The organism is Sulfurovum iocasae (assembly GCF_047716765.1).
Taxonomy (GTDB): Bacteria; Campylobacterota; Campylobacteria; order Campylobacterales; family Sulfurovaceae; genus Sulfurovum.
This window is the reverse complement of the sequence record NZ_CP180410.1, coordinates 653,025-677,554: the sequence shown is the minus strand read 5'-3', so window position 1 is coordinate 677,554 and position 24,530 is coordinate 653,025. Positions and strand designations below refer to the sequence as shown.

The window sequence follows — 24,530 nt, the reverse complement described above, 5'->3', positions numbered from 1 at the left end:
TATGAGAATTCTTATTGTTGGTGGCGGTATCGCTGCAGTGTATACTGCCAATAAAATAAAAGAGTTAAGTCCTCATAGTGAGGTTATCATTATTTCTGATGAAGCCTACATGCCTTATGATAGGATACATCTATGTCGATTGGTTAATAAAAGTACACCATTAAGTGATATTACCTTAGAGCTTGACCCCCATGTTAAAGTTGAGTTGAATACCAAAATAACCTCCATTGATGCTGTCTCAAAACGTGTCATCAGTGAACATGCAATGTTTGGGTACGACAAACTTATTATTGCTACAGGGTCAAAACCAAGAACTCTTTTTAATATAGACCATCTGACAAATGCTTCTACCTTCAGAAGTGCCGACGATAGTTATAAAATTTCCGATGAAATTAAAGATAAAAATGTTGTGATCGTTGGGGTTGGTCCTATTGGACTAGAGCTTCTTGATACCCTCGTTGGAATGAAAGCACCTAAAAGCATGACTTTGATCAGTCGGGGTGAACACTTGTATGATCAAAATATAGATCGTAATGCTATTGACTTAATGCAAAAAGCTTTTACAGAAGATCCAAGAGTTCAAATTTTATTTAATGATGAGATCATAGATAAAACAATTGAAGATAACTTCATAACTCAAATAAGAACCAAACAAACTATTATTGATGATCCTTTTGTTGTGTTTGGTGTGGGTATTTCTCCTAATATTGACTTTGCAAAAGATTCACTTCAAACAGATAAAGGTATTTTAGTCAATGACACTATGCAATCTTCCGATTCGAATATTTATGCTGTAGGTGAAGCAGCACAGCTGAGTGAGAGTGGTTTTATTACCGGTCATGTTAAATCATGCATCGATCAAAGCGATATTGCAGTTGCCACCATTTTGGAACAATCAACTGAACCATTTATCAGGGAGGTTTCCATTGATGCTTTAAAGGTGGGGTCTTTTATGTTAAATGATGTCACCTCTCCCTCTTATGATTCAAAAAGTATAAGCAATGAAACGATTTTAATTACTTCAAAAAAAGAGAATAGAATTGATCAATATATTGTCAATGAGGACAAATTAGTGAGATTTATTGGTATGAATACCAATATTGATCTTTTACGTTTGTCTCAAATGATGCAGAAACAAGAGCTTGTAGACCCCTCTTATTTTTATCAAAATCGTCTTGTGAGTGAACGGGGACCTTTGATCTGCTCTTGCGAGGGGAGTTATGAACTTGATCTGATCGATATGATCAAAGAGAATGCAGTGACTTCATTTCCCGAGTTGAAGCCTTTTACCAAAGCTGGACGGGTATGTGGCCGTTGTAAAATGATGATCTCTGATCTCATTTCACAAACACCTGTAGACCCTATGGAAGCCAAACGTTTAAAAGAAGAGCGTCAGAAAAAAGAAAAAGAGGCAGAATATGCCAAAATTCAAGCTCGTATCCAAAAATACAATACCCTGCATCCACACAACGAGATAAACACAGATAATCTTGAGAGTGCATTGGAAGTTTTTGATAAAAACAGAGAGTTCAATAAATGGGTCTCCATGTTAACCGCTGATCTAAAGTTACATCCAGAGTATGAACCCTTAGTCAAAGAAGGTGTAGAGCATCTTAATAAAATGCCTATTATTTGGCTGGAATTGGCCGATTGTTCCGGTAATTCAGAAGGCTTTATTAAAAATGTCAATCCCAGTGTAGAAGATCTGATCCTGGATTATATCTCTTTGGATTATCATGAACTTCTCATGGCAGCTTCTGGAGACAATTCTGAAAATGCACTCAATTCTGTCATAGAGAATGACCAGTATATTCTTATGGTAGAGGGTGCGATACCTTTAGGACTGGAAGGTAACTTCTTACGTATTGGAGCCAAAGGGGAGACGGGTGTGGATCTACTTAAGCGGGTAGCCAAAGATGCGATGGCTGTATTTGCCATTGGGAGTTGTGCCTTGGATGGCGGTGTGGTGGCAGCAGCACCTAATCCTACCGGTGCTGTAGGTGTGAGTGAAGCTTTAGGGAGGGATGATATTATTAATCTTCCCGGGTGTCCGGTAAATCCTATTAATATAGTAGGTACCCTGCTTCACTTTTTAATGTTTGATGAACTGCCAAAACTGGATACCAAAAATCGTCCAGAGTGGGCATATAGTTATAGAATACATGATAATTGCGAGCGTCGTGGCCATTACGATATGGATGAGTTCGTTGAAGAATGGGGTGATGAAGGTGCTAAGAAAGGCTGGTGTCTGTTTCATATGGGCTGCAAAGGACCCTATGCAGATCTTAACTGTCCATTGGTTAAATTTAACGAAGGGACAAGTTGGCCGGTTCAAGCAGGGCATGGATGTATCGCCTGTGGTCAGGGTAAAATTGCTTTTGATAAATATGCTAATACTCGTCGTGTAGAGGAAGAAGAAAATGAATCGTAAAAAAATAATAATTGATCCTATTACAAGAATCGAAGGGCACTTGAGAATTGAAGTGGAGATTGATGAAAATAATGTAGTGAGAGAAGCATGGGCTTCGGGGCAACTGTTTCGTGGTATTGAAACCATTTTAAAAGGGCGTGATCCCAGAGATGCAGGCTTGATCGCCCAACGTATTTGTGGAGTATGTACAAATGTGCATTACCGCGCATCCATTAGCGCAGTTGAAGATGCCTATAAGATCACACCTGTAGAGAATGCAGAAATTATTCGTAACTTAACCACCCTCAGCCTGTTTGTACAAGATCATGTAATACACTATTACCACTTGCACTCTTTGGATTTTGTAGATGTTACCGGAGCGATCGAGGCTGATATCTCTAAAGCGGTAGAAGTTGCCAAAACATTTTCCGATAGCCCATTTAAATGTTCAGCAAGTCATTTGGAGGGGATTCAAGGGAAACTTAAAAAGTTTATATCTGCCGGGAGACTGGGACTGTTTGCCAATGGGTATTGGGGGCATGAAGCGTATAAGCTCTCGCCCGAAGAGAACTTGATTCATATGAACCACTATTTTGAAGCACTGGAAGTCCAGAGAGAACTGGGTAAAGCCATAGCAATATTTGCAGGTAAAACACCACACCCTCAAAATCTGGTAGTAGGTGGGGTGACCTCCGTGGCAGATATGCTTAATCCAGACAGGCTCAACCAATTTATGTTTATTATGAAAGAGACAAGAGCATTTATAAAAAAAGCCTATCTTCCTGATATTCATATGCTAACAAAAGCGTATTTGGATGATATGAAACAAGGGGCGGGAAGAGGACTTGGAAACTTTTTTGCAAGTGGAGGTTACCAGTTTGGGAAACAGCAGATATTATTTGAATCAGGTGTTATTTTTGATCATCTCTTTGATACGATAGAGCCTTTTGATCAGGAGCATATAACAGAACATGTCAATCGTTCGTGGTATGAGGGAAATGAAGTTAACCCTTATGCGAGTGAAACAGAACCTTTTTATACTGACCTCAATGAGGATGGAAGCCTAAAGACAGAAGGAAAATACTCTTGGGTGAAGTCACCACGCTACAAGGGCAAAGCAATGGAGGTTGGCCCACTTGCCCGGATGATGGTGGGGTATCTTAAAGATTCACCTATTATTAAACCCGTAATGCAACAGTGGATGGATCAGTACAAGTTGGAACTTATCGATTTTTCAACCACCATAGGTCGGACTATTACGAGAGCCATAGAAGCTGAGATCTGTAATGAATATATTTTTGATTTTATCAGTGATCTGATCGAAAATATCAAATATTACAATGAAGAAACATGGACAAAATATCAATTTGAAGACTTACCGAAAGCTTCAAGAGGAAGTGGTATTTATGAAGTACCAAGAGGTGTTTTAGCCCATTTTGTAGATATAAAAGAGGCGAAAATCGCCAATTATCAAGTCATAGCCCCTACAACATGGAACGCTTCACCACGTGATGATACACAAAGAGGTCCCTATGAAGAATCGATGATAGGACTAAAACTGGGTGATCCTAACAATCCTTTAGAGATATTGCGTGTAGTACACTCCTTTGACCCTTGTTTGGCCTGTGCAGTACATGTCATGGATATGAAAGGCAAAACAATGGCTGAGTATAAAGTAAATAGCATGTGTAGCATATAAATAAAGAGCTGTATGATAAAATTTTTTGATATACTTCCACCATAATTTTCCCACACAAATGGACAACAGATGATACAACTCACAAATATAACTAAAAGCTTCGGTGGACAAACACTTTTTCGCGATCTTAACCTCAAACTTGCACGTAATCAAAAGATAGGTCTTATAGGACGTAACGGTACAGGAAAGTCTACACTCTTTAAGATCATTCTGGATGAAGAGAGTCATGATGAGGGAGATGTAAGCATCCCTAAAAACTACCGCATCGGTACACTCCGTCAGCATCTTGAATTTACCAAACCAACAGTACATGAAGAGTGCGCACAGATACTCCCTGAAGATGAGCAATACAATTTCTATAAGATAGAAAAGATACTTTTTGGACTTGGATTTACAGCTGAAGACCTCGAAAAAGATCCTCTTAGCTTTTCAGGTGGATACCAGATACGTATCAACCTGGCTAAGCTTCTTGCTACAGAGCCAAATATGCTGCTGCTGGATGAGCCTACCAACTACCTGGACATCCTTTCTCTTCGTTGGCTTAAACAGTTCATCCGTGAGTTTGACGGAGAAGTGATACTCATCACACACGACCGTGAGTTTATGGATGCGGTAACTACTCACACTATGGGTATACAACGTAAAGGTCTCTTTATGGTACAGGGTGGTACAAAAAAGTACTATGATACCTTGGCTTTACAAGATGAAACCTATGAGAAGACAAAACTCAACCAGGACAAAAAAAGAAAAGAGCTCGAAGAGTTCATTGCCCGTAACAAAGCCAGAGCGTCCACTGCTGCTCTGGCACAATCTAAAGTGAAGATATTGGAAAAGATGGATGAGATGGAGGACTTAGAGAGTGAGGCTTCTCTCTCTTTTAAATTTAACTACAAAGAGACTCCTGCCAAAGTACTGTTTCGTGCAGAAGACTTGGGCTTCGGGTATGATGAAAACAACCCACTTTTTCAGAACCTTACTTTTGCCCTTGAAAATGGAAAATGTTTAGCCATTATTGGAAAGAACGGTAAAGGTAAATCTACCCTGCTTAACTACATCGCAGGAGAGTTACCACAACAACAGGGCGAACTCTCTTTTCACCCTTCTACAACTATGGCACACTTCGGACAAACCAACATTGAAAGACTCAATACCAAACACACCATCATAGATGAGATCTCTTCAGTCGATAAAAAAATAGGCTTTGCAGAAGTACGAGCTATCTGTGGAACGATGATGTTTTCAGGTGAATTGGCAGACAAGAAGATAGAAGTACTCTCAGGGGGTGAAAGAAGCCGTGTGATGCTAGGAAAGATCATCGGAACTCCTGCAAATCTTTTATTACTGGATGAACCTACCAACCACCTTGATATGCAATCTATAGATTCTCTCTGTGATGCTATAGAATCTTTTCCGGGCTCCACCATCATGGTTACTCACTCTGAGATGTTACTACGTAAACTGGCAACTTCACTCATCATCTTTCATAAAGGTACTGCTGAGTATTTTGAGGGTACTTATGATGACTTCTTGGAAAAAATAGGCTGGGAAGAGGAAGAAGGTACAGTCAAGCCTAAAAAATCCAAACCTAAATTGGACAAAAAAGAGCGTAAAAAACGCAGAACAGCCATCATCCAGGAAAAAGCTAAAGAAGCGGGTCCCTATAGAAAAGAATTAACATTCTTTGAAAGTAAAATAGAAGAACTCGAAGCACTGGAAGAGACACTTAACACAGCACTTACTCAAGCATCTGGCAGTGGCGACAACTCTGCTATGATGGAACATTCAAAAACCCTTGGAGAGACACAAAAAGAGATAGAAATTTTATTTGAACGACTTGAAGTGGCAAGTGAGATCATGGATGAGATCAATTCAAAGTATGATCTTAAATTAGCTGAGTTAGATTAGTATAAATAACAGAGGTACAATATGATAACACTAGAAAACATAGAAACAAAACATAACTACACCTTCCCAACACTGTATAAAAAGCTATGGGAAGATGAAATGCTTAACTGGATGAGAGGTTTTGAACTTCCACTTGATGAGGGGAAAACATGGGCTGAGGATGTTTACCCTACACTGAAAGACAATCCTCCTCTACTTTTAAACTCAGGTGGTTCAGACTTTGAACTACTCACTGCAGATGAAATGCTTAACTTCGAATTTCCAGAATTATGGGATACAGAAAAACACCACTTCATCCCTTTTGCAAAAACTGCAGAAGGTAACATATATGCTTTTTATAAAAATATAGAAATAGATGGAGAAAATCCTATAGTCCTTATCTGGGATGACATGGATGAAACAGAGATCATCGCTAAAAATTTTGAAGACTTCATCTTCAGAAAGATGTTAGAAGCCACAGACGACATAGACAAAGAAGACCTCGACACTGACTATGGTGAAGCTGGTATAGAAGGCTACAGAACAGACCTGCTTGCAGATTTAAAAAGTATCACTCCATACATCAAAAAAGGGTACATAACAGTATTAAATGACATCTATAGTACAGAAGTACAAGACATGCTTTTTTCTTACGGGTTTAAAAGTGAAAAACGTTTAAATATGATTATCAAAGAGATGTTAGATTTTAAGTACTTGGATGATGTTATTGAGCATGAGGTTTAAAAGAACCCTCCATTAATCACGAAGTGTGCCTGTCATCTTGAACGACCTTGAAAGCGAAGTGATTCGAGAAAGATGACGATTTTTTGCTTCATTTTTTTTAAAAAAATGAAGAGAGAACAACGCCTCAAGTAAAATAATTGGGAATTAAAAAAATATTGAAGTATGCATTACCACGTGCAACGTGGTAACGAGTTAAAAATACCGACTTTCTGTTGATACTTTTTACTACTGCTCTGTTAAGTTCTTATAAAATTTAACATACTCCGTATCACCCTCATCTCTAGCTTTCATCGCAGATCTTGGGTGCTCTACAAGCTGACCGGTTATCATGTATGGGATGCTGTATCCCCAGTCCAACTCTTTCTCCAAAGGAACTATAAACTTCTCTATGAACTCAAGGACGGGTAGCTGTTTGTATTTTGGATTTTTCAAGAAACCAATAAGAAGCTCCATAGGGCAGTTCCCTGCTCCTCTTCCCAGCCCGGAGATAGTACAGTCCAAAAAGCTCGTACCATATATCATCGCTTCTATCGTATTTGCATATGCCAACTGTATGTTGTTATGGGCATGAATCCCTACTTGTTTCCCACTGGCTTCTGCTACATCTAGGTATTTCCCGGTTAGCTTCTTGATCTGCTCAGGATAAAATGATCCAAAAGTATCGGCAATATAGATAATGTCAACATTTGTCTTACCAAGCACCTCAAGTACCTCATCTAGCTCATCATTAAATGACTTGGCAATCGCCATAACATTTACGGTGGTTTCATACCCTTTGGCATGAGCCTCTTCTATAAGCTCTATGGCTTCGGGTATCTGATGGATATAGGTTGCTATCCTGATCATATCGACCACAGACTCATCTTTGGGAAGAAGCTCCTCTTTTACGGTTCTTCCTATGTCAGACATTACCGCTATCTTCAGATCTGTATCATTGTTGCCAACGATCCGTCTGATATCCTCCTCTTTAGAAAAGTTCCAAGCACCAAACTCCTCTTCACTCATAAGAGTAGGAGAGTTATTTTTCCCTATCTCCATATAGTCAACACCTGCTGCAACACAGGTATCGTATACACCTTTTACAAACTCATCTGTAAAGTGATAGTTGTTTACCAAACCACCATCTCTAATGGTACAATCAAAAACTTTTATATCTTCTCTAGCAAGAAGCATGGATCCATGTTTTTCTAGCATGAATTATCCTTGTATAATTAAATTAAAAAATAATATCGTGTTACTGTTTGTTTTTAAATTAAAAGTATGACAATTTGACAGATTTTTGAGTAAATGCATAGAAGTTCCCTTGTTTCAGCCTCTCCTGAGGTGGAACCAAAGAAATATTTTTACAAAAAACTGTAGGGTGTGTTGGCAAACACACCCTACATCAATCACACAACGTGTGCTTGTCGTTGTGAACAACCTTGAAAGCGAAGCGATTTGAGAACAACGACGATTTTTTGCTTCGTTTTTTCTAAAAAAATGAAGAGAGAAACAACGCCTCATGTAAAATAATTGGAAATTTAAAAAAGAATTGAAGTATACGGTTACCACGTGCAACGTGGTAACGAAGAAGAAAGGTATTACTTTCTGATGATATTATGACAAGCGATACATCTACTCAATGTTTTATCGAACTTCGTTCTTGCTGTTGCTTTGTCACCATCAATAAAACTTTTAGTGATCTCCTCTGCCACTTTACTTAATGCATTCACTTCTACCACAGCATATGTTTTTGGATCAAACCCTTCACTTGATGATTCGATAACAAAAGAGTCAATATTATGTAGGTTTTCTTTAAGACTCTGTGTTCCCATTTTCAAAATTGCTGTATTGTCGCGTAAAAAACCCTTTTGGATCATTCCCATTGCAGCTTCAAGCCCTTGCATTGTAATAACCTGCTCTGCTTTACTCGCTCCAGCTCCAAAAACCAAACTACTCGCCAAAACACCTATTGCTAACATTTTTTTCATGGTTGACCCCTATCTTATTTATTTTAATCACAATAGATTATAAATTGTGATGGATATATTATATCATACAATCGTCAAAATTTAATTATCTTATAGGAAATTGACTATTCTTCCCTTACACTAGCCTTCGTTTCCATACACTGAGATTGTGCAAGAACTTTAATATTTCTTTACGTGGGAATGAATAAGAGAGTTTATTCTTTGAATTGAAGTATGCATTACCACGTACAACGTGGTAACGAGTTACACCGAATAATAAGTAGCACTCTTATGATGCACTACCAAAGCAGTAGTACTCTGCTCCGGATGAATCTGGAAAGTCTCAGAAAGTTCAATCCCAAAATCTTCAGGCTTCAACATATCAAATAGCTCACGGCTCTGCTCCAAGTCCGGACATGCTGGGTAACCGAATGAATATCTAGCACCCTGATAACGGTTCATACGTACATCACGTAAAGTATGTCCTTCATCTTCAGAAGCAATATTTAAATCCAAACGTATTTGCTTATGTACTACCTCAGCTAAAGCTTCGGCAAGTTCTACAGAAAGACCATGTACCATGTTATACTCAAGGTATTTACCTGCATCATAGAGCTCTTTTTCATACGCTGCGAACTTTGGTCCTGCACTTACACAGGTAAGGGCTATGACATCGTGTCTATCATGTCTATAAAAATCACTAAGTGCTCTGTGTGGTTTTCTTCCTTGTCTTGGGAAAGAGAACTTTGTTACAGCTCTACCGATCACTTTGTTTAAAGGTTCACGGTTGGCATTGGCATCTACATTCCACCCTTCACTTTCATCAAACAAGAACAACTCCTGGTCATCAGACCTACATGGGTAGTAACCGTAAATGATGGTTGGTTCAAACAATTTTTTATCTATGAACTCTTTTTTTAAACGTTCAAAAGTAGGATAGACTGTTTCATTTATGAGTTTTTTGTATGCATCTTTGTCCATACCTTTACTTTTGTAACCCCAGTGCATCTTGAAAACTGAACGTGTGTTGATCCACTCATAGATCATATCTATGTCAAGATCTTCTTTTTGGAGTACTCTTCGTCCCCAAAACGGTGGTGTCGGTATCTCTACAGAACGGTCTGGCATCTTAATCTCTTCAAAGGGAGGGATAACAACCTCTTTTTTAACCTTCTCTTCACGTTCTACCATGTCACCAGCCATACGAGTATCAAGCCCCACAGAGTTGTCTTCATTATATTTTTCAATCCTGCTCATAGCGATAACTCCATCAAAGGCATCACGACAGTAAAAAATGGGACCTTTATAGATAGGACGGCAGAAGTCATCTACAAATGAGCGTGTAAGTGCCGCACCACCAAGCAGTACAGGTATCTCCATACCCATCTCAGCCATAGCTTCAAGATTATCTTTCATCACGGCTGTTGATTTTACAAGTAACCCGCTCATACCTATGGCTTGTACATTATTCTCTTTATGTGCCTCAAGATACGTTTCAAGGTGTGTTTTTATACCGACATTAATGACTTTAAAACCATTGTTTGAAAGTATGATATCCACAAGGTTTTTACCTACATCATGCACATCACCTTTTACTGTACCAATGACAAGCGTTGTCTCTGTCTCTTTCTCCTGTTTGGTCAGGTACGGATTTAAGTAATCCACCGTCGTTTTCATCGTCTCTGCTGACTGAAGTACAAACGGTAGTTGCATTTGACCTGAACCAAAGAGTTCCCCTACCACTTTCATAGCATCTATGAGGATCTCATTTACAATTCTGTCAGCTTCTATCTCATGCCGTGCCTCTTCGACCAAGGGTATCATTCTCTCTTTATCGCCATCAAGTAGAAGTTTTGCTATCTTCTCCTCATTACTCATTGCTTCATACTCTTCATCGTTGCTGTCATCATCTATTACAGCATCAGAGAAGTGTTCTATGAACTTAAAGAGTGACTGGTCATCAGGTGCAAAAAGTAACTCTTCACACACCGCACGGTCTTCATTACTCATCTTAGCTAAAGGAACAATGTGTTTTACATTGATGATCACCGACGTCATACCAGCTTCTAAACAATGGTGTAAAAAGACTGAGTTCAAATAGCGTCTGGCATTGATAGCAAGACCAAAAGAGATGTTTGAAAGCCCAAGTGTTGAACCTACTTCAGGGTGTCTTATGTGTAGTTCACGTATGGCTTCAAGGGTTTGAATAGCTGCGTCACGATACTCTAAATCTCCAGAACCTACTGTAAATGTAAGCATATCAAAAATGAGATTTCGTGGGTCTATACCATGACGATTGACTGCCAAATCATAGATACGTTCTGCTTGTGCCAACTTAGTCTCAGTAGTCTTCGCCATACCCACTTCATCAATGGTCAAACATACCAATGCACAACCATACTTCTTAGCAAGTTTACAAATGGCATCTAGTTTCTCTTCACCATCTTCAAGGTTCACAGAGTTGATGATAGGCTTTCCACCGATACGCTTTAGCCCTTCTTCCATGGTATTTACGCGCGTAGCATCTGGCATGAGTGGGAGTGGTATCTTTTGGTTATAAAGCTCCATCACTGCTGCCATATCTACAGCACCATCACGCCCTGCAAACTCAACGTTCACGTCAAGACAATGCGCACCATCACGTACTTGTGCCTGTCCTACAGTCAATGTACCTTCGTAATCACTTGCGATGATGAGTTCTCTAAAGGCTTTAGAACCCGTAGAATTCGAACGCTCACCTATAAGAAGTGGCGCAGGCTCTTGGAAAAGTTCAGTTGTGTTAAAGAGTGAAGCTATACTTGGTACTATGCTACCTGTAGGTGCTTTTGGCTTAATAACCTCTACAGCTTTTTTAAGTGCCTGAATATGTTGTGGTGTTGTACCACAACATCCACCTAAGAAACTTACCCCATCAAAGGCTGTAAATTCAAGTTGCTTTTCAGTAAATTCATCCGGTCCCATCGGGTAATAAGTATACCCTCCACGGTTTTGAGGAAGCCCGGCATTTGCATGGACTGAGATAGGTATATCACAAAGTTCAGAGAGTGTCTTAAGATGCTTTTTGACTTGATCAGGCCCAGTACCACAATTGAAACCCAGAGATAAAATATCGAACGGTTCCAAGATAGTTACGATCGTTGTCGCATCCGTACCTATGAGCATAGAACCACTAAGCTCGATGGTTACTGAAACCATGATAGGAAGTTTTACATCACGTTCTTCATTGGCTGCTTCACAGGCATGCAGTGCTGCTTTTATCTGAAGGGGGTCTTGGCATGTCTCAAGTAAGAATACATCACAGCCACCATCAATGAGACCTAATGCACAAAGTTTATACCCCTCATACATCTCATCATAATGGATATGCCCCAAAGAGGGGAGTTTTGTCCCTGGCCCTATAGAACCCAGTACAAATCTTGGTGACACTTCCGTACCATACTCATCACATATCTCTTTAACAAGCTCTGCCCCTTTTTTTGAGAGTTCATATGCACGTTCACCCATCTGATACTCATCAAGTACCCATGGCATAGTCCCAAAAGTATTGGTCTTAATGAGGTCTGCCCCAGCCATAGCATAGCGTTTATGAATACGTTTGATAATATCGGGTGCTGAATGATTTAAGAGTTCATTACACCCTTCTTGATCTACACCTTTATCATCTATCCAAGCTTTACTTGGTACTTCAAGGTCTTGTATCTGTGTACCCATAGCACCATCTATGACAAGTATGCGTTCTTGTAAAAGTAATTTTATTGTTTCTGTGATAGACAAAGAATGCCCCTTCTATAGTAATATCGTATTGTAGCAAAGTTGCTATGAAAAACTCTGATTTATACTGAACTAATCGTAAGATTAATATCATTCCAAATATATATATTTATTTTACATACACATTACACAATATAACGTTATAATTAAGCATAAGATAGTTTTTTCATTATATGAAGGAGAGAGAGATGGGTCAAGTAATTAAAAATATTATCACTGGTAAATCGATCACAAAACCTGAGCCTGTAGACATTGAGATCCCATTTGATGGGGGAGTAATGATCACAGAGACAGATACTGCAGGTATCATCACTTATGCAAATCGTAAATTCAGAGAAATGACAGGCTATTCAAAAGAAGAACTCATTGGATCACCTCACAGCATTAATAGACATCCGGATATGCCAAAAGCTGCTTTTAAAGGAATGTGGGAAGTTATCAAAGGTGGAAATTATTGGGAAGGTCTTGTTAAAAATATGAATAATGAGGGGAAATATTATCTTGTTGAAGTTTGGATAAAACCAAAATTTGATGATGATAATAACATTGTAGGATATATTGCAGGTCGGAAGATCCCTGATACAGATAGAATGAATAGTGCTCTTGCACAATATAAAGAGATGGTAGCCGCTGAATAAAACAGCTACCTTTTTGCCTTAAAGGCTTTTTTTCGCTTCCTGTAGCGCAGCGATCACTGCATCTATATTCGCTTTAGGAATATGTACTTTCCAATCTGGCTCATCTGCATTAGCCTGAAGTGAAATACCTATACTCGCTACACTCTCGCTTTTTGGTCCATAAGGCTGTTCTACTGTTGTAATAGAAATTTTTCCATCTTTTGTACCACTCAAAGTTAGTTCATCAATTTTTGTTACTGTTCCACTCATAAGTTTTCCTTTATATTTCAATATACAAATAATTATATCATAAATAATTAACTATTTTTTACGTTTTATCAATCCAGCCATCTTTGCTTGCATGCGCAACCACATTTTATGATCTATAGCAGGGAAACCGGCATATGTTTTACCACCTTCAAGTGATTTGGTAACACCACCTTTCCCTGCTATAGTAGCAAAGGCACCTATTTCCAGGTGTCCTGCTGTTCCACTTTGCCCACCCATAACTACATTTCTACCTAAAGTAGTTGAACCAGCGAGTCCTACCTGCGCAGCACAAAGTGTATGTTCACCTACATCACAATTGTGTGCAATTTGTATAAGATTATCTAACTTTGTCCCTTTACGTATGTAGGTAGTACCAAACACGGCTCTATCTATAGTACAGTTAGCCCCTATCTCTACATCATCTTCCACCACGGCATTACCATTTTGGTAAATTTTCACATGCTCACCCATCTTAGTATGTGCAAAACCATAGCCATCACAACCGATCACTGTACCACTGTGTATAATACATTCTGCACCAATTTCAGTATGATGGTACAACGTCACATTTGGATGAAGCAAAGTCCCTGAACCAACAGTCACATTATCACCTACATAGCAGCCCGCCAGGATAGTCACATTATCACCAAGAGTGACATTTTCACCAAAGCGTACACGTTTGTCTATATCACACCCCTCACCCATCCCCGGATGCCCACCTTTGCTCTCCAGTTTATGTGCGAAGAACTTAGAAGCCAATGCTAATTTTAAGTAAGGCTCATCTGTGATAAGTGCCACGGTAGTAGAAGGCAGTAACTCTGCATACTTCTCTTCTATAAGTACTGCAGCAGCTTTTGTTTGAGGAAGTTGATCCAGGTATTTTTCTGAATTAAAAAAGCTGAGTTGTGTGTGTGTTGCTTCACTTAGGGTATGGATACCATCTATATCGATGTCATTACTTTGAAAATTTAAGCCGATATCTTTTGTAATTTGGGAGAGTTTGTATGTCATTTATATCCTTCATTTTATGTAGGGTGCGTTTGCTAACGCACTAAAGATATATTCTGATTGCAATGGTACGTTAGCAAACGCACCCTACGAATTATATTACAGAGAGTTTACCGCTCTATAGCCACAACACCACCACGAACAACCTCAATAGGATTATATCTCTGTGCTGCTTCTAAAAAGTGCTGTACACGTTTTGGCTCATCTGCAACCATACCAATAACCATATTTGGTCCTACGTTTGCTATACCACCATTATAAGCCATACAAAGTACCTGGATATCACTTAAACTCTCTTCAACAGGGAACTTCACAAGTACCATCTCTTTTTCAACCATCTCTTCATGTTCAATGACCTTATAGACAGGGATGAGCTTGTGAAGCTGTTTAGTAATTTGCTCCATCACTTTAGCATCACCCTTGGTAGCAATAGTGATATGTGACATATCACTCTCTGGGATAGGTGCTACAGTAAGAGATTCAATATTGTACCCACGACCGGCAAAAAGTGCAGTCACACGTGCAAGAACCGAACTTTCATTCATTACGATAACAGAAATAACTCTTCTTTCCTTTTTCATTATTTCTCCTCCTTCTGTGGCAACATCATATTAAAGAGTGCTCCGCCTGCTGGTACCATTGGAAGTACATCTTCAAAACGGTTTGTTTGTACATTCATAAAGCAAACCTTGTCTTGTTCGATGGCATCTTTAAGTGCCGCGTCAAACTCGGCTTTAGTCGTAACATCATACCCGATACCTCCACACGCTTCAGCCAATGCTTTAAAGTTTGGCTGAAAACTTAAATCAGTCTCAGAGTAACGCTTCTCATAAAAGAACGTTTGCCATTGTCTTACCATTCCTAAGAAATGGTTATTTAAAATAACATTGATGACTGGTATTTTATACTCAGCTGCAGTTACAAGTTCTTGCATGTTCATCAAGATAGAACCATCACCTGTGATGTTAATAACCGTCTTGTCAGGGAATGCTCTTTTAGCTCCAAGTGCTGCAGGGAAACCAAAGCCCATTGTACCAAGCCCACCAGAGTTTATCCATTGACGTGGTCTGTCAAATGGATAGTGCTGCGCTGCCCACATTTGGTGTTGTCCAACATCAGAAGTGATGATGGCATCTTCACCTACAAGCTCACCCAAACGCTCAATAGCCCACTGTGGCTTGATGACATCATCAGAGTCTACATAAGACTGAGGATGAAGTTCATCATAACGATTAAGTATCTCTCTCCATGCATGATAACGGTCTGTGTCTATGTCATCAATTTGCTCTAACATTTTTGTAACAACTTCTGTTACATCGCCTACGATAGGATAATCCACATCTACAAGTTTACCAATGTTCGCTGCATCAATATCTACATGGATGATATCTGCATATTTTGCAAACTCTGAGAGTTTACCTGTTACCCTGTCATCAAATCTGGCACCAAGTGAAATAACCAGATCCGTCTCAGACATCGCCATATTTGAAGAGTAGTTACCATGCATACCCAACATACCAAGAAGCAATGGATTTTTCGTACCCAATACCCCTCTTGCCATCAATGTTTCAACTGCAGGTATCTGTGTTTTTTCTGCTAACTCACGTACAAGATCAGAAGCATTGGAAAGTACAACTCCACCACCGATATAAAGTAAAGGTTTCTTTGCAGACTTGATCGCTTCAACCGCTTTCTCTATCTGTCTTTTATTCCCTTTGTAGGTTGGCTTATAACTAGGGATATCTACAGAGTCAGGATAGACAAACTCACCAATATCTACTGTGATGTCTTTAGGTACATCAACAAGCACCGGTCCTGGTCTACCGCTTCTTGCGATATAGAATGCTTCTTTCAAAATACGTGGAAGTTCTTCAAGCGTACGTACCAAAAAGTTATGCTTTGTACATGGTCTTGAAATACCCACTGCATCTATCTCTTGGAAACCATCTGTTCCGATAAGTGCCAAAGGTACCTGTCCGGAGATGACGACCATAGGGATAGAGTCCATATAAGCTGTTGCAAGTCCGGTAACAGCATTGGTAAATCCTGGCCCAGATGTGACCATAGCAACACCCACTTCACCTGTAGCTCTTGCATATCCATCTGCTGCATGAACAGAAGCTTGTTCATGACGGTTCAAGATATGCTCGAACCCTTCTTGTTTGTAAATTTCATCATAAACGTGCATGATAGCGCCGCCAGGGTAACCAAATACGGTCTTAACACCCTCAGCGATAATCGCTTCACATACCATTTGTGCACCACTCATCTGCATGGGTTACACTCCATAATTTTTTCTGATTATAGCTAAATATTATTAGAAGTGACACTCAATGAAAGTTAAATCAGATAAAATTACTCTTTTTTCTTGATTAAAATCATGAAAAAGTAACACTTCTTTGACTATACTATTTCTATGAATTTGGATTTTACACAAGCGATAGAAATTGCAAAAAATATTTACTGGGTCGGTATGTATCTCGAAAATGACCCTTTTCAGTGTCACCCCTACTTCATAGAAAACGGCAACGAGTCTATTTTGGTCGACCCGGGTTCAATGCTGGAATTTGATGCTGTAGTAAAAAAGATAAATGCTATCTCTTCTATGTCTGCTGTAAAATATATCATTCTACATCATCAGGATCCTGATCTGGCTGCATCCGTACCTGAGATGGAGAAACTGATAGATCGTGACGATCTACAGATCATCACCCATAGCCGTATGGTACCTCTTGTGAAACACTATATGATCAAATCTGACTATTATGAGATAGATAAACATCAGTATAAACTTGATAGTAACGGCTTGCATTTGAAGTTTTTAACCACACCATATTGTCATTCTCCCGGGGCGTTTGTAACGTATGAACCTTCGACAAAAACACTCTTCTCCGGTGATATATTTGGTGGCATTGAAGAGTCTTGGGAATTTTATGCGGGGGATAACTATTTTGAAAAAGCAAAGCAGTTTCATGCAGAATATATGCCAAGTAGAGATATCTTCAACTATGCCCTGTCAAAAATAGAGACTTTGGATATAAACCTCATCGCACCCCAACATGGTTCTATCATTGAGAAAGAGAGAATTACTCCACTTATCACACAGATGAAAGCACTGGAGTGTGGTCTTTATATAGAAGAGGGATATCGTAATGAACTCATCGATACTATCGAAGCACTGAAAGAGAAAGACCTTGCTCTTCTGGCATCACTGAGTGAACTCAAAGAGAAAGAGGAACTTCTTTTTCAAAAAGCCAAGATGGCAGACATGGGGGAGATGATAGGAAACATTGCCCATCAGTGGCGTCAACCTTTAGCAGTGAACAATACACTCATCTCTATCTTAAAAGAGAAAAATGAAAGAGAAACCCTGCAGGCAGATGAACTTTCCCAGAAGTTAAAAGAGATGGAAAACAGTATCCAATACATGTCACGTACTATAGATGATTTTATGCATTTTTACCATCCCAATAAAGAAAAAATAACTTTTTCCGTCTCCCGCGTTATTGAGCATGCATTAGAGATCACCCATCCGATGCTCAATAAGGCAAATATTGAGATCCGTTTCAAAAGTAGCGATGGGTTTTATGTGCATGGTTATATGAATGAGTACATGCAGGTCCTTATCTCCATTTTAACCAATGCAAAAGATACCTTATTGTACAAAGAAGTAAAAGATGCATATATCCAAATAGATCTACATGAGAAGGATAATAATATTGTGCTGAAGATCAGTGATAATGCAGGAGGGATAAATGAAGAGCATATGCATCGTATTTTTGACCCTTATTTCACAACCAAGCATAAATCTATGGGAACGGGGTTAGGTCTTTACATCTCTAAAATGATCATTGAAAAAAATATGAATGGGATATTAAGTGTGGAAAACTCTAAAGAGGGTGCCACATTTAGTATAACGATGGAGAAAGCAAATGAGTAATGCAAAAATAAGTGATATATCTATCTTGATCGCAGAAGATGAGACGCAACTTTTAAACTCTATGGTAGAGTATTTAGAACTCTTTTTTGAAAAGGTATATACAGCAGAAGATGGCTTATCAGCCTATGAGATCTATGAAAAGCAGAAGCCTGATATTATCATCGCAGATATTCATATGCCTCGTCTTGATGGTCTCTCTATGATAGAGAAGATCCGCAAAAAAGACTTAAAAACAAAAATCATCATCACTACAGCACACTCTGAAAAAGAGAAACTGATGCAAGCCATAGAGTTACAGTTGGTAAAATATCTGATAAAACCTGTCCAAAGCGACAAACTCAAAGAACTTCTTCTCTCTCTTGTTGATGAACTAAGACAAAAGAAAAACCGGGTCTATCTCAAAGACTCATATTATTGGGATAAAACAAAGAAAAGACTGTTTCATGATGAAGATGAGATTGCACTAAAACCAAAAGAACAAAAAGTACTTGAACTTCTCTGTTCCCATACCAACCAAAGTATTTCAGCTATTGATATCTATAATTATCTTTACCAAGATCAACCGGAACGAGATTTTTCTTCAGATGCTATCACTTCTCTCATGAAGCGTATCCGCCAGAAACTTCCAAAAGAGACCATAAAAAGCAGTTATGGTGTAGGTTATATTTTACAAACAAAATAAAAATCAAAGAATTTTATATTTTGACAAACTTTGACAAACTTTTTGTCTATACTTCTCTTCAAGAGGTGAAAAGGAAGTACATATCCCCTTGTAATGTACTTAGGGAAGACACCTCTAAATTACTACGCTAACTAAAGGGTACTTTCCTGTTACCCATGAATTATAGGCAATTTCTGTATGTCTTACTTCTTTTTTAAGCTGGTTAGTGTAGCGATGAACAAGCCTCTATAGCAACACCCTCACGCAATCCATCATCGATCACTACACATGTATCAAATTCCAACATAGAATACAGTTGTTTAAATATGAGTATTCCCGCAGCTATGAGGTCTGAACGTCCTGTTCCCACTGCTACTTCCCTCTCTTCAAAAGGCAAAGAGAGTAACTTTTTTAAGTAAAAATCCAACTCTTTCATTTCCAAAGAAGTACCATTGATCTTCTTTGCATCATACGTAGCATACGTTTGTCCCAGTTTCATAGCAGCAACTGTAGTGGGTGTCCCTGCTGTAGCCACAAACGAATTCACTTTTCCTTTGCTGCCATACATTTCAGCACAAAACATTTGCATCTCTAACATCTCTCCAGGAAGTGCTTTTTGAATACTGTCAAGTGTTTCATAACTCTGGGCAATAGTCACTATGCCTACAGGGAAACTTTTGGATATGACTTCATTTTCATAATGAAATATAAGTTCTGTTGAGCCTCCACCTATGTCAATAAGAATAAAAGAGTCTGAAGCATATTGTAATTTTACAAGTCTGTGTTTGACAGCTAACAGTGTGAGTCTTGCCTCTTCATCTCCTGAAATAATCTCAAATACTACACCTGTCTCTTTTTTGATCTGCAAGAGTATTTCATCACTGTTTTTTGCGCTGCGTACAGCTTCTGTAGTAACCGCTTTAAGTGTGTCAGAAGTAAAATCAATCTTCTCTTTGGCTTCTTTAATGGCTGAGATGACCCTGGCAGTGGCTTCATCATTTATCAAACCAGACTGTGCCAAACCATCTGCAGTTTTTACTATTTTTTCATACTCATTTGTGATCTTCATACTTTTACAGTCAATTTGTACTACACGTAAAGTATTTGAACCTAAATCAATAGCTATCATTTTTTACTGCTCCCTGCTACCTACTACTTTCTATCTGATCAGTGCTCTTCTTTAAAAGAAAACCCACCCTCTTTCAGTTTCTCTCTTATTTGAACCTGATGCTCCACACCTTTAGTCTCCAATGCCACCGTAACATGCGCATCACCAAACTCCAGATCTGTAGACGTTCTGTCATAACCGATCTGTACAATGTTGGCTCCTACATCTGTAAGTATTTTCGTAAATGACTGCAAGGCACCTGGTTTATCTATAAGTGTGACTAAAAGTTTCATCTTACGTGCAGACTTCATGAGACCTTTTTCAATAATAAGCGAGAGCATCGTTACATCGATATTCCCACCACTCAATACAATAGCTACTTTTGAACCTTTAGGCAGATCTATTTTCCCATGTATAAGAGCAGCTACACCTACAGCACCAGCACCTTCAACTAAAACTTTTTGTCTTTCCAACAAGAAAAGTATCGCAGAAGCTATTTCATCTTCACACACACTTTCAAAGACATCTACATTTTTTAAAATATACTCCAAAGTAATAGATGATGTATCACGCACGGCAATACCATCTGCTATGGTTCTTACACTCAAAGTATCAAGTGCCCTCTTCGCCTCAAAAGAGTTTTTCATCGCCGGAGCGCCCTGGGCTGAGACAGCTATGATCTTTGTTTGAGGATGTGTTGCTTTGCTGGCCACTGATATACCGGATATAAGTCCACCTCCACCAACCGGAACCACTATTGCATCAAGATCCTCTACTTCTTCAAACATTTCAATGGCCACTGTACCTTGTCCGGACATAACCTCTTCATCTGTAAAAGGGTGTACAAAGTTATAGTTATTTTCTTTTGCAAATGTTACAGCATATGCATAGGCTTCATCATAATTTCCACCATGAAGTATGACTGTTGCACCAAACTCTTTTACGCCAAGCACTTTGGTCAAAGGTGTAGACTCCGGCATCACAATAGTTGCTTCCAAACCAAAATATTTTGCTGAAAAAGCCACCCCTTGTGCATGATTCCCGGCAGAGGCAGCAACCACACCACCCTTGTTTCCACTCTCAACCAAAGAGGCTATTTTATTAAAAGCACCTCTGAGTTTAAACGCCCCTGTACGCTGAAGATTCTCTTTTTTAAGATAGACTTCATAGCCACTCATCTGGCTCAAAATCGGTGCATAAGAAAATGGTGTACGATGCACTACACCCGATACTCTTTCATAAGCTTTTTTTATACTGTTTAAGTCTAACATTATCTTTCCTAGGTAATAATAGAACCCTCTGAATAACCTTAGGCATTCATAACATTTTTAGCTTTTTCTTAGGCTAGGCACTCACTCACAGAACTAGCCGTAGCTAATTCAAGAGTTAGAAACAACGCATAAGGGAAAGCTAGAGATGCCCACAGGGTGTGCTTTGCAAACGCAATCTTTTGCAAAGCTCATTATGAATGCCTAAGGTTATTCAGAGGGTTCTGAGCGAAAGTATATCAAAATTAAGGATAAAGCATGGAATGTGAAATGCCATTAGTGAATAGTAACCCTGCAGAGATGAAAGAAATTTTTGAGAGCGTGAAGACTATCGCGATACTCGGTCTCTCTCCTAATGAGAGTAAAGCAAGCAACATGGTTGCAAAATATCTTCAAAATGCCGGCTACAAGATCGTGCCTGTCTATCCTAAAGAAGATGAGATACTAGGTGAAAAAGTGTATCGTTCACTCGCAGAGATCCCATTTGAGATCGATATGGTTGATATCTTTAGAAAACCAAATGCATTTGATGCTGTAGCAGATGCATGTATAGCAAGAGGAGATGTCAAAGTCTTTTGGGGACAATTGGGCCTGGTAAACAATGCTGCAGCACAAAAAGCCAAAGATGCAGGTATGAAAGTTGTACAGAATTACTGTACTAAGCTTGAACATAAAGCACTAATAAACTAAGTCTCTATTAGCACGCGTACTAAATACTACTTTCTTTTCAAAAAGACTCCACTCTCCACATGCTCAGTATGTGGAAACTGGTCATACATCGCAGCTTCCACTACATCATGGGTATTTATCAGTGTTTCTAAGTCCCGTGCCAGTGTTTCCGGGTTACAGGAGATGTAGATGATGTTTTCTATGTTTGAGATGAGTTCTATGGTTCCAACATCCAGTCCTGCACGCGGAGGATCGACCAATACTGTAGAAAAATTATAAGATTTTAAGTCTATCTCTTTGAGTCTGTTAAAAACTCTCTTTTCGTTTAGTGCTTCAGTCATCTCTTCAGATGCCAATCTCGCAAAAGTGATGTTCTCTACACCATTGAGTTTACAGTTTTCAAGTGCAGCATGGATAGAACGCTTGCTTATCTCCGTAGCTAAGACTTTATCGAAATAGTGAGAAAGTGGTAAGGTGAAATTTCCCAATCCACAGTAACTCTCTAAGAAATCTCCATATCCTACTTTTTTGGCCTGTTTGATCGCCCACTCTATCATCTTTACATTCACTGCAGGATTAGGCTGTGTAAAGCTACTCTCATACTGTACATAGGTAAAAGTTTTACCATCAATATTAAGCTTTTCAGTCACAAATTCATCTGAGAGAATGACCTTTTGTTTACGACTTCGTCCCATTATCTTGCAGTTCAATTCATCTTCAAGCACCTTTGCCTCAGCAGACCAAACATCATCTAGTTTTCTATGATACAGCATCGTGATAAGACATTCATCTGTTGTAGTCGCTAAAAACTCCACTGCAAAAAGACACCGTTTTAGTACTTCTGTTGAAGCATTGATTTTTTCCAATAACTTCCACATACGTTTTTCTATAGGTTCTATGACTTTGGGGCACTCCTCTATATTAATGGCACCATTCTTTTCTATATTTCCCATAGCATAATCACACCTGTCACCCTCATGCCAGATACGAAACTCTGATCTTGCGCGGTAATGGTCTGAAGGAGAATCAAACACTTCTAATTTGTCACTATAAAAAGGAAACAAAAGCCCACTTACTCTCTCTTCTTTACGCTTTAACTGTTCTGCATAACTTATCTTATAAAGCCCACAAGAACCACAACTTCCAAAATGTTTACATGTCAAATCTATGCCTTTAATTACAATTAGGTATAATCGCAATACTATAATATTTCGTATTTTATCTAAAAGGTTTAAAAAATGTCTATAAGTGTCGTGATACTTGCAGCAGGTCAAGGTACAAGAATGAAGTCAACCACCCCTAAGGTACTTCATGAAATCTCTGGGAAGTCTATGTTGTTTCATGCCATTGATGCAGCTAAAAATGTCTCTGATGATATTACAGTAGTACTATATCATCAGGCTGAACGTATTCAAAAAGAGATAACAGAAGCGTATGAAGGTATCCGTTTTCATATGCAAGATGCCCTGCAATTCCCAGGTACTGGTGGCGCTATGAAAGGTGTCGAGGTGAAACACACTAAGGCACTTATACTCAATGGTGATATGCCTCTTGTAACTACGGACTCTTTACTTGCTCTTATGGATGGTGATGCAGACATCAATATGTCAGTCATCAAACTAGACAATCCAAGCGGTTATGGACGTGTAGTAATCACCGAAGGTAAAGTACATGAAATAGTGGAAGAGAAAGACTGCATCCCTGCACAAAAAGAGATAAAAACAGTCAATGCAGGTGTCTATTGTGTTAAAAAAGAGTCACTCGATAGTTATATTCCTGCGCTCAATAATAATAATGCCCAAGAGGAGTACTACCTGACTGACATTGTGAAGATGGCTGTAGATGAAGGTAAAACTGTACATCCTGTCATTGTACAGGAAGAAGAGTTTAAAGGGGTGAACTCCAAACTTGACCTTGCACATGCTGAAGAGATCATGCAGAGACGTATCAAAACTGAGTGGATGAAAGCAGGTGTCAGTATGCGTTTGCCTGAGACCATCTACATTGACTCCAGAGCTACTTTTGAAGGCGAATGTATACTGGAAAATGGTGTAAGTATTCAAGGAAGCTGTCACATCATTTCTTCACACATCAAAACACACACCATCATAGAAGATTCACACATAGAAAATTCTGATGTAGGACCGATAGGGCGCATAAGACCACAAAGTAGACTTATAGATTCACACGTCGGCAATTTTGTAGAAGTGAAAAAATCTACACTCATAGGTGTTAAGGCCGGTCACTTAGCATACATTGGTGATGCAAGTATAGATGAAGGGACAAATCTTGGTGCAGGTGTGATCACGTGTAACTATGATGGGAAAAATAAATACAAAACTGTTATCGGTAAAAATGTCTTTGTCGGGTCTGATACTCAAATTGTTGCTCCTGTGACAATAGCAGACGATGTCCTCATCGCCGCGGGTACAACGGTCAATAAAGATGTAGAAAAAGGTAATCTGGTTATCTCCAGAACACAGATGAAGACCGTGAAAAACTTCTTTTATAAATTTTTCGGAGAGAAATAAT

19 protein-coding genes are annotated in these 24,530 nt (G+C 39.0%); 9 read left to right on the top strand and 10 right to left on the bottom strand.

The window, feature by feature from the left end; translation table 11 throughout:
• Position 1: 1 nt before the first annotated feature.
• The 4 genes from ACLHDG_RS03330 to ACLHDG_RS03315 all read left to right on the top strand — a co-directional run bounded on the left by ACLHDG_RS03330 (position 2) and on the right by ACLHDG_RS03315 (position 6,737).
• A complete protein-coding gene (locus ACLHDG_RS03330; RefSeq protein ID WP_415407575.1) occupies positions 2 to 2,431 on the top strand; it encodes a hydrogenase small subunit in 2,430 nt (809 codons plus the stop codon).
• A complete protein-coding gene (locus ACLHDG_RS03325) occupies positions 2,421 to 4,109 on the top strand; it encodes a nickel-dependent hydrogenase large subunit (RefSeq protein ID WP_415407574.1) in 1,689 nt (562 codons plus the stop codon). The genes ACLHDG_RS03330 and ACLHDG_RS03325 overlap by 11 nt, the downstream gene beginning before the upstream one ends.
• Before the next feature lie 69 nt (positions 4,110 to 4,178).
• A complete protein-coding gene (locus ACLHDG_RS03320; RefSeq protein WP_415407573.1) occupies positions 4,179 to 6,014 on the top strand; it encodes an ABC-F family ATP-binding cassette domain-containing protein in 1,836 nt (611 codons plus the stop codon).
• A gap of 21 nt (positions 6,015 to 6,035) precedes the next feature.
• Positions 6,036 to 6,737 (top strand): SMI1/KNR4 family protein, encoded by a 702-nt coding sequence (locus ACLHDG_RS03315; RefSeq protein WP_415407572.1) that lies wholly within the window; start codon positions 6,036 to 6,038, stop codon positions 6,735 to 6,737.
• A gap of 225 nt (positions 6,738 to 6,962) precedes the next feature.
• Here the strand turns inward: ACLHDG_RS03315 and ACLHDG_RS03310 are convergent, their stop codons facing one another.
• From ACLHDG_RS03310 to metH, 3 genes are all read right to left on the bottom strand, one after another.
• Complete coding sequence (locus tag ACLHDG_RS03310) at positions 6,963 to 7,931, bottom strand: aldolase catalytic domain-containing protein (protein ID WP_415407571.1); 969 nt, start codon at positions 7,929 to 7,931, stop codon at positions 6,963 to 6,965.
• Between the two features lie 386 nt (positions 7,932 to 8,317).
• Complete coding sequence (locus ACLHDG_RS03305; RefSeq protein WP_415407570.1) at positions 8,318 to 8,707, bottom strand: hypothetical protein; 390 nt, start codon at positions 8,705 to 8,707, stop codon at positions 8,318 to 8,320.
• Positions 8,708 to 8,950: 243 nt separating this feature from the next.
• Positions 8,951 to 12,460, bottom strand: coding sequence for a methionine synthase (gene metH, locus ACLHDG_RS03300; protein ID WP_415407569.1), 3,510 nt, complete (start codon positions 12,458 to 12,460; stop codon positions 8,951 to 8,953).
• Positions 12,461 to 12,645: 185 nt separating this feature from the next.
• Here metH and ACLHDG_RS03295 point away from each other — a divergent pair, with 185 nt between their 5' ends.
• Entirely contained in the window at positions 12,646 to 13,095 is a 450-nt protein-coding gene (locus tag ACLHDG_RS03295) for a PAS domain-containing protein (RefSeq protein ID WP_415407568.1), read from the top strand.
• Positions 13,096 to 13,113: 18 nt separating this feature from the next.
• Here ACLHDG_RS03295 and ACLHDG_RS03290 read toward each other — a convergent pair whose 3' ends face one another.
• The 4 genes from ACLHDG_RS03290 to ACLHDG_RS03275 all read right to left on the bottom strand — a co-directional run bounded on the left by ACLHDG_RS03290 (position 13,114) and on the right by ACLHDG_RS03275 (position 16,627).
• Positions 13,114 to 13,344, bottom strand: a complete 231-nt coding sequence (locus ACLHDG_RS03290) for a hypothetical protein (RefSeq protein WP_415407567.1) — start codon at positions 13,342 to 13,344, stop codon at positions 13,114 to 13,116.
• 51 nt (positions 13,345 to 13,395) lie between these two features.
• Positions 13,396 to 14,355 (bottom strand): UDP-3-O-(3-hydroxymyristoyl)glucosamine N-acyltransferase, encoded by a 960-nt coding sequence (gene lpxD, locus ACLHDG_RS03285; RefSeq protein ID WP_415407566.1) that lies wholly within the window; start codon positions 14,353 to 14,355, stop codon positions 13,396 to 13,398.
• Positions 14,356 to 14,462: 107 nt separating this feature from the next.
• A complete protein-coding gene (ilvN, locus tag ACLHDG_RS03280) occupies positions 14,463 to 14,933 on the bottom strand; it encodes an acetolactate synthase small subunit (RefSeq protein WP_415407565.1) in 471 nt (156 codons plus the stop codon).
• Positions 14,933 to 16,627, bottom strand: coding sequence for an acetolactate synthase large subunit (locus ACLHDG_RS03275; RefSeq protein WP_415407564.1), 1,695 nt, complete (start codon positions 16,625 to 16,627; stop codon positions 14,933 to 14,935). The genes ilvN and ACLHDG_RS03275 overlap by 1 nt, the downstream gene beginning before the upstream one ends.
• Positions 16,628 to 16,768: 141 nt before the next feature.
• On the opposite strand from ACLHDG_RS03275, the gene ACLHDG_RS03270 reads away from it, so the two are divergent.
• Together ACLHDG_RS03270 and ACLHDG_RS03265 are read left to right on the top strand one after the other, a co-directional pair.
• Entirely contained in the window at positions 16,769 to 18,292 is a 1,524-nt protein-coding gene (locus ACLHDG_RS03270; RefSeq protein ID WP_415407563.1) for an ATP-binding protein, read from the top strand.
• Positions 18,285 to 18,974, top strand: a complete 690-nt coding sequence (locus ACLHDG_RS03265; RefSeq protein ID WP_415407562.1) for a response regulator transcription factor — start codon at positions 18,285 to 18,287, stop codon at positions 18,972 to 18,974. Before ACLHDG_RS03270 ends, ACLHDG_RS03265 begins: the two co-directional genes overlap by 8 nt.
• A gap of 202 nt (positions 18,975 to 19,176) precedes the next feature.
• On the opposite strand, the gene ACLHDG_RS03260 is transcribed toward ACLHDG_RS03265, so the two are convergent.
• Positions 19,177 to 20,082: a phosphatase gene (locus tag ACLHDG_RS03260; RefSeq protein WP_415407561.1), complete on the bottom strand. Its 906-nt coding sequence runs from the start codon at positions 20,080 to 20,082 to the stop codon at positions 19,177 to 19,179.
• A 38-nt stretch (positions 20,083 to 20,120) separates the two neighbouring features.
• Positions 20,121 to 21,332, bottom strand: coding sequence for a threonine ammonia-lyase (ilvA, locus tag ACLHDG_RS03255; RefSeq protein ID WP_415407560.1), 1,212 nt, complete (start codon positions 21,330 to 21,332; stop codon positions 20,121 to 20,123).
• 255 nt (positions 21,333 to 21,587) lie between these two features.
• On the opposite strand from ilvA, the gene ACLHDG_RS03250 reads away from it, so the two are divergent.
• Entirely contained in the window at positions 21,588 to 22,019 is a 432-nt protein-coding gene (locus ACLHDG_RS03250; protein ID WP_415407559.1) for a CoA-binding protein, read from the top strand.
• A gap of 26 nt (positions 22,020 to 22,045) precedes the next feature.
• Here the strand turns inward: ACLHDG_RS03250 and trmA are convergent, their stop codons facing one another.
• Positions 22,046 to 23,161: a tRNA (uridine(54)-C5)-methyltransferase TrmA gene (gene trmA, locus ACLHDG_RS03245; RefSeq protein WP_415407558.1), complete on the bottom strand. Its 1,116-nt coding sequence runs from the start codon at positions 23,159 to 23,161 to the stop codon at positions 22,046 to 22,048.
• Positions 23,162 to 23,236: 75 nt separating this feature from the next.
• Between trmA and glmU the strand changes: the two genes are divergently transcribed.
• Positions 23,237 to 24,529 (top strand): bifunctional UDP-N-acetylglucosamine diphosphorylase/glucosamine-1-phosphate N-acetyltransferase GlmU, encoded by a 1,293-nt coding sequence (glmU, locus tag ACLHDG_RS03240; RefSeq protein WP_415407557.1) that lies wholly within the window; start codon positions 23,237 to 23,239, stop codon positions 24,527 to 24,529.
• The last annotated feature ends 1 nt before the right edge of the window (position 24,530 follow it).

Coding starts and splice junctions, on each gene's coding strand:
- lpxD (WP_415407566.1), bottom strand. CDS start 14,355: ATGACATACAAACTCTCCCAAATTACAAAAGATATCGGCTTAAATTTT.
- ilvA (WP_415407560.1), bottom strand. CDS start 21,332: ATGTTAGACTTAAACAGTATAAAAAAAGCTTATGAAAGAGTATCGGGT.
- ACLHDG_RS03275 (WP_415407564.1), bottom strand. CDS start 16,627: ATGCAGATGAGTGGTGCACAAATGGTATGTGAAGCGATTATCGCTGAG.
- glmU (WP_415407557.1), top strand. CDS start 23,237: ATGTCTATAAGTGTCGTGATACTTGCAGCAGGTCAAGGTACAAGAATG.
- ACLHDG_RS03310 (WP_415407571.1), bottom strand. CDS start 7,931: ATGCTAGAAAAACATGGATCCATGCTTCTTGCTAGAGAAGATATAAAA.
- ACLHDG_RS03330 (WP_415407575.1), top strand. CDS start 2: ATGAGAATTCTTATTGTTGGTGGCGGTATCGCTGCAGTGTATACTGCC.
- ACLHDG_RS03305 (WP_415407570.1), bottom strand. CDS start 8,707: ATGAAAAAAATGTTAGCAATAGGTGTTTTGGCGAGTAGTTTGGTTTTT.
- ACLHDG_RS03295 (WP_415407568.1), top strand. CDS start 12,646: ATGGGTCAAGTAATTAAAAATATTATCACTGGTAAATCGATCACAAAA.
- ACLHDG_RS03250 (WP_415407559.1), top strand. CDS start 21,588: ATGGAATGTGAAATGCCATTAGTGAATAGTAACCCTGCAGAGATGAAA.
- ilvN (WP_415407565.1), bottom strand. CDS start 14,933: ATGAAAAAGGAAAGAAGAGTTATTTCTGTTATCGTAATGAATGAAAGT.
- ACLHDG_RS03260 (WP_415407561.1), bottom strand. CDS start 20,082: ATGATAGCTATTGATTTAGGTTCAAATACTTTACGTGTAGTACAAATT.
- ACLHDG_RS03270 (WP_415407563.1), top strand. CDS start 16,769: ATGAATTTGGATTTTACACAAGCGATAGAAATTGCAAAAAATATTTAC.
- ACLHDG_RS03265 (WP_415407562.1), top strand. CDS start 18,285: ATGAGTAATGCAAAAATAAGTGATATATCTATCTTGATCGCAGAAGAT.
- ACLHDG_RS03290 (WP_415407567.1), bottom strand. CDS start 13,344: ATGAGTGGAACAGTAACAAAAATTGATGAACTAACTTTGAGTGGTACA.
- ACLHDG_RS03315 (WP_415407572.1), top strand. CDS start 6,036: ATGATAACACTAGAAAACATAGAAACAAAACATAACTACACCTTCCCA.
- ACLHDG_RS03320 (WP_415407573.1), top strand. CDS start 4,179: ATGATACAACTCACAAATATAACTAAAAGCTTCGGTGGACAAACACTT.
- ACLHDG_RS03325 (WP_415407574.1), top strand. CDS start 2,421: ATGAATCGTAAAAAAATAATAATTGATCCTATTACAAGAATCGAAGGG.